The following is a 6,519-nucleotide window of genomic DNA, read 5'->3' on the forward strand; positions in this document are numbered from 1 at the left end:
CTTTATTTAACTACAAAAAATAAATTTAAACAGATTAGTCTTCGTTAAAAAGTGAAATAAAAGTTAAAAGTTGTTAATTTTTTTCTACTTTTACAAAAGATAAGTCTTTGTTGTTTTCAATTACAGTAAAAACTTAATTAACCAAATTACTATAAAACCCTAACTGCTACAAGTAATTAAATAAACTAAAACATTGAAGACAAAAATATATGGGGCATAATTACTTCAACAGATAATTTTCTTTTTTAAAGAAACGTGTTAATATATTTGAATAAAACTCTATAATTATTTATAGAGTGTTACTCATATATATAGGTGATTTTTACTTCTCTATTCTTTCTTCATTATTTTCTCAAATAATCGAAATATCAACAAATCTGTAAATATGGAAAAAAAGTACTCCATTATTAATTGTATTCAAATCAGTAAAATCATAGCCCTCTTGTTGTTCAGTGTAGCTTTCTGTGGTAAAACACAGGCGCAAACTTGTGCTCTAAATGGAGGGGACTTGGTATACACTGTCTGTGAAGGTATTCCTTTTAGCTTTAGAGGAGGAACACAAGTATCCCCACCAGAAGTAAGCACGTGGACTCAAATATCTGGACCCTCAGTGGTTATTGTAGATGAAAACGATGTATTTTCAGAAGTACAAGGTATGGTAGGGGGAAACACCTATGAATTCCGCTATTCAGCAACATGTAATACCAATGTGCAAATTGTAACCGTCACAGTAGAGCCATTAACAACAGCAGATGCAGGTTCTAATGTAGAATTTTGTCCTGATACTTCAGGAAATGTTATTGTTACAGGTAACACACCTTTAAATCCTGGAGAAACAGGAACATGGGTAATAACTGGTGCTAATGATGCTGGAGTTACGATTGATTTTCCAAATTCAGAATCAACAACATTAACAATGCCAGCTACAAGTTGTGGTACAACTACACTTTCATGGATTATTGAAGGACCTGAATATGCCCCTGGACAACGTTGTCGATCTCAATCAGATATTTTAATAACAAATTATGGAGGAGTAGAACCAGTAGATGCAGGTTTTGATCAAACATTAGGAAATTGTTACACAACCACAACAGGTACAGATTTAGATGCTACGTTTGGAGGATGTAGTTTAAATGGTCAGGTTGGAGAATGGAGTTTTGTAAGTGGACCAAATATTCCAAATTTTGTAGATGTGAATGATGCAGATACTAGAGTTAATGGATTAATAGAAGGTACTTACGTTTTAAGATGGAGTGTTGGAGGACCTTGTTCTGATGCAGAAGACGAAGTAACAATAACGGTACCTGCAGCAACACAAGATGTTACTAATGTTGGTGGTTCTATGGTAAATTACAATATATGTGATAATGGTATTTCTAGTGTGACTCTAAACGGAGATCAACCAGAATTTGCAGGAGAAATTGTTTCTTGGACGCAAATAGGAGGTACGGCACTACCGTCAGGTTCTATTGTTTCACCAAACAGTCCTACAACAGTTATTAATAATTTAGTTGATCCAGGAGGACCTTATACCTTTAGATATCGTTTGACAAATTCAGCTACTGGATGTGATTCTTTCAGAGATTACCGAATACGCTTTAGAGGTTCAAGTCGTACAGTAGAAGTTACAACAAATGGTGGTAACGATATTTTTGGTGCTTGTGGTCAAACAAACTTTGATATACAGTTAAATAATACAGGTACTGGTTCAACTAGGTATCAAATAGTAAGTGGTCCTGCAGGTTCTCCTTTAGGACCATTCCCAACCTCTTCAGCTTCTGCTGGAGGTGCTATTAATGTTGATTTATTGACAGAAGGAACTTATGTATTTGAATTTGTAAGATCTGAGGGTGGTGCATTACCTTTAGGATGTTCTGATGGATTTGATACAATTAATGTAACCGTATCAACAAATACAAATGCACCTTTTGCTGGTTTAGATTTTAATGTTGCTTGTGGAGATTTCTCTACAGATCTTATAGGGAACGTACCAACGGCGGGTACTCCTATTTGGAGTCAACTTAGTGGTCCTACAACAGTAACTTTTGTAGATCCTTATTTGTCTACTGCTACAGTGAATGGGTTGGCACCTGGAACCTATGAGTTTCAATATACTTTTCAAGGCGGAGGTACAGCGTGTCCTGTAACTCCAGATACGGTAGTTATCAATGTATCTGATGGTTCATTATCTACTTCAAGTTCAGGTCCAAATCAATCTGTGTGTTTTAATGCACCTGCATATATGGCAGCAAATCAGCCAGCTGCTGGTGAAATAGGAACTTGGACGCAGAATGCAGGAAATCCCAATCCTGTAACTTTCTCAGATATTAATGATCCTAACGCCATAGTTACTGGTTTAACAGCTCCTTCAAGTAATTATATTTTTACATGGACAATAGATTACAGCAATCCAGGACCATCTGGTTGTGCTACGCCTGCAGGTAATGATATAACAATAACAACCTCTGCAACAGAAACACCAACGGTAGCTAATGCAGGACCTGATGGTTGTTTTGCTTCTGGAGTCACTTCGATTAGTTTAGGAGCTAACTCAACAGCTCCCACAGGAGAGACAGGAACTTGGACAGTATCTCCAAGTGCTGGTGTTAGTTTTGCACCCAATGTAAATGCACCTAATGCTACAGCAACAGTACCAGGAGATGGAACATATACTTTTACATGGACAATCTCAGATAATTCTGGTACATGTAATCCTACAATGGATGATACTGTAGTAGTTATAGCAGAAACAGCAGCAGCTACAGCTTCACCAGATCAATCGATTTGTGCTAGTTCTACTCTTATGACAGCAACAATGTCAAGCGGAGCAACCGGTGAATGGTCTTATGTTTCAGGACCAGGAGGTTTTTCTTTTAGCGATATTACAGATCCAACAGCTACAGTTAATTTTATAGCTAATGGAACGTATGTATTTGAATGGACTGTTACAGCGGGAAGTTGTTCTACAGATTCAGATCAAATAACAATAGACGTTGGAATTCCACCATCAACTGCCGCAGCTGGTTCAGATCAAGATATATGTAATGCTACTAATGTTACTATGAGTGGTAGTGCTTATGATACCAATACAGAGATAGGAACATGGTCTTTATTACCAGGTGCTCCAAATAATCCTACAATTGCAGATGCAAGTAATCCTAATACCAATATATCGAATCTTATAACTGGAACATATACATTTAGATGGACAGTTAAAGGAATTGCAAATCCATTATGTCCAGAGTCATCTGACGATGTAGTAGTAGAAGTTTACGCACCTGCCAATGCTGGACCAGATCAAAATTTATGTGATGTTACCAGTATTTTTTTAGAAGGAACAGAGAATTCAACAGGAACTTGGACTCAGGTTTCAGGACCAGGAGTAGCAACAATAACACAATCACCAGCAAACGGATCGATAGCTAATGTAGATTTATCAGCTACACCAGCAGGAACTTATGTGTTTCAATATGCTACAGATAATCATACGTTTGCTTCTGGAGGAAGTTGTCTATCTCAATCAGATACCGTTCAAGTAATAGTAAGTGCTACACCAAGTTTTGATCCTATAGCAGGACCAGATCAAGATATATGTAATGCTCATACAACAACAGCAACTATGGCAGGTAATACACCACCTGCTGATGGCACAACTGCAGAATGGGTTATTACATTCGGACCTACTGGTAATACTGCAAACGTTGATACGCCTACTTCTCCAACAAGTACAATAAGTGGTTTAAGTACCCCTGGTATTTATGTAGTAGAGTGGACATTTACAAACGGAAATTGTGTGAAGTTGGCAGACGTTGTTCGTATTGAAGTATTTGCTCCACCAACACCTATTGATGCTGGACCAGATCAACCGAATGCATGTCAATTAGATTTTATGACGAGTGCAACTTTTCCTACAACAGGGTTGGGTACTTGGACTATAACAAGTGCACCCGCAGGTTCATCAACTACAATAGATAGTCCTAACAATCCTATTACTAGTATGTCAAATATTGCAGTAGGAACTTATGAGTTAACTTGGACAGTTTCGAATGGACCATTTACAGGACCATCACTTTGTGCTCCACAACCAGATGTGGTACGAATAACTTTTAATGATGTACCTCCTTCAGAAGCTGAAGCAGGACCAGATCAGGTGTTATGTGATGCTACCCAAGTAAATCTTGGTGCAACACCAGTGACTTCAGGTATAGGTACATGGACATTAGTTTCAGGACCAAATTCACCTACAATAACAGCTCCTAACAATCCTAATAGTTTAATTTTAGGTTTAGTAACAGGTGATTATGAGTTTAGATGGAGAACAACTACAACAGGAGACGACGGATGTTCTTTTGAAGACACAGTGAATATTCAAGTAGTTTCAGATCCTATTGTTGCAGAGGCAGGACCAGATCAGTGCATACCTGAATTTACAACATTAACATTAGGTGCTACACCAGCAACAGCAGGAACAGGAACTTGGTCTCAGATTTCAGGTCCAACTACAGTTAGTTTCATTAATGAGAATGATCCAACAACTGCAGTAACAGGAGCAGGAGTAGGAACATATGTATTTCAATGGACAGTAGATAATGGAACGTGTACACCTGTTAATGATCAAGTTACTATAGAAATAAAATCTAGTGCTGATTTAGAATTAACAAAATCAGTGGCACCAACATCAGCAAATGTAGGAGATACGGTAACTTTTAGTATCGATATTTTTAACAATAACGCATTAAGTAATAATAGAGATGCTACAGGTGTTGCTGTAGAAGATGTTTTGCCAGCAGGATTTAGTTTAGTTCCTGGATCAGTAAATTTCGGAGGTTCATATGATTTGGCTACAAAAACATTAAGTTGGTCTGGGTTAAGTGTTACTAATGGAAGTACTCTGACATTAACATACCAAGCAACTGTAAATGCAAGTGGTTCTTATACAAACAATGCTCAAATTACAGCGTCTGATCAGTTTGATGCAGATAGTGATCCAACGGTAGATGAAACACTTGACGATTTAGGAGATGGAAATCCAGATGATGATGAAGATACAGCTACTTTAACAATTCAGTCAGCAGATTTAGAATTAACAAAATCAGTAGCTCCAACTTCAGCAAGTGTTGGAGAAAATGTGATTTTTACTATTACAGTATCAAATGCAGGTACAAATACAGCTACAAACGTAGAAGTTACAGATCAACTACCAGCAGGATATACTTATATAAGTGATAACAGTGGAGGAGCATATAATGATACATCTGGATTATGGACAATTGGTAGTATTAATACTACAACTCCTGCAACTATTGAAATTACTGCTAGAGTAAATCCGCCTACAGGCGCAACAAATGAATATTTAAATGTGGCAGAAGTAACAGCTTCTGATCAAAATGATCCGAACTCAACACCAAATAATGATGATGGTGATCAAAGTGAGAATGATGAAGATAATGCAACTGTTACTCTTGAAAGTGCAGATCTAAGTTTAAATAAAAGTATCAGTCCAAATACTGGTCCAGTAGGAACCGAAGTAACTTTTACTATTAATGTTACAAATGCAAATACTCCACCTACATCAACGGGTGATGCAACTGGAGTTCAAGTTAGAGATTTATTACCATCAGGCTATAGCCTTGTTGGAGGTAGTATTTCAAACTTTGGAGTATATGATTTTGGTACAGGTTCTATAACATGGAGTAACCTTAGTGTTACCAATGGAAATTCAGTTACTTTAACGTATCGTGCTATTGTAAATCCATCTGGAAGTTATGTAAATGTTGCAGAAATTACTTCTTCAGACCTTTTAGATCCTGATAGTACTCCTAATAACAATGTACTAGCAGAAGACGATCAAGATACAGCTACATTTACAGTACCGGCAAATGTGCCTCCAGTTGCTGATAACGAATCAAGTACAGGGAATACATTAGGTACTTCGGTTGTTCAGAATATTGTTGCAGGAGATACAGATTCAGATGGTACAGTATTACCAACTACTGTAGATTTGATACCTCCTTCTGGTGCAGGGATTACAGTAACAAATACAGTTACTGGTTTAGATGGAGATATTATAGGTTTTGAAGTAGTGGGGCAAGGAGTTTGGAGTTATGATGAAGTTACAGGAGAGTTAACTTTTGATCCAACAACTGGATTTACAGGAGACCCTACTCCAATAACTTATACTATAGAAGATGATGACAATGCTCCATCAAATATTGCTACAGTTAGAGTCGAATACTTAGATACGGCACCAACAGCAACAGAGGATGAAGATTTAGACAATGCCATTGGAAGTGTCGTAGTGATCGATGTTTTAGCAAATGATACCTTAGGAGATGGAAGTACACCAAATCCAGATGATATTACATTTGCCTTTGTTACCCCAGGGTCAACAGTAGTAGGAACAGATATTGAATTAGTAGTTGCAGGAGAAGGAACTTGGGTTTATGACACTTTAACAGGATCATTAGAATTTACACCATTAGGAACCTTTGAAGGCGATCCAACATTAGTAGAATATAA

General features: G+C 37.2%; 1 protein-coding gene. It reads left to right on the forward strand.

The features are described 5' to 3' along the window. Positions 1–385: 385 nt before the first annotated feature. Positions 386–6,519 (forward strand): DUF11 domain-containing protein (locus EYW44_RS22130; RefSeq protein ID WP_165872170.1); only part of this gene is annotated, 6,134 nt, incomplete at its 3' end.

Source organism: Tenacibaculum sp. M341 (genome assembly GCF_004337695.1).
Classification (GTDB): Bacteria; Bacteroidota; Bacteroidia; order Flavobacteriales; family Flavobacteriaceae; genus Polaribacter.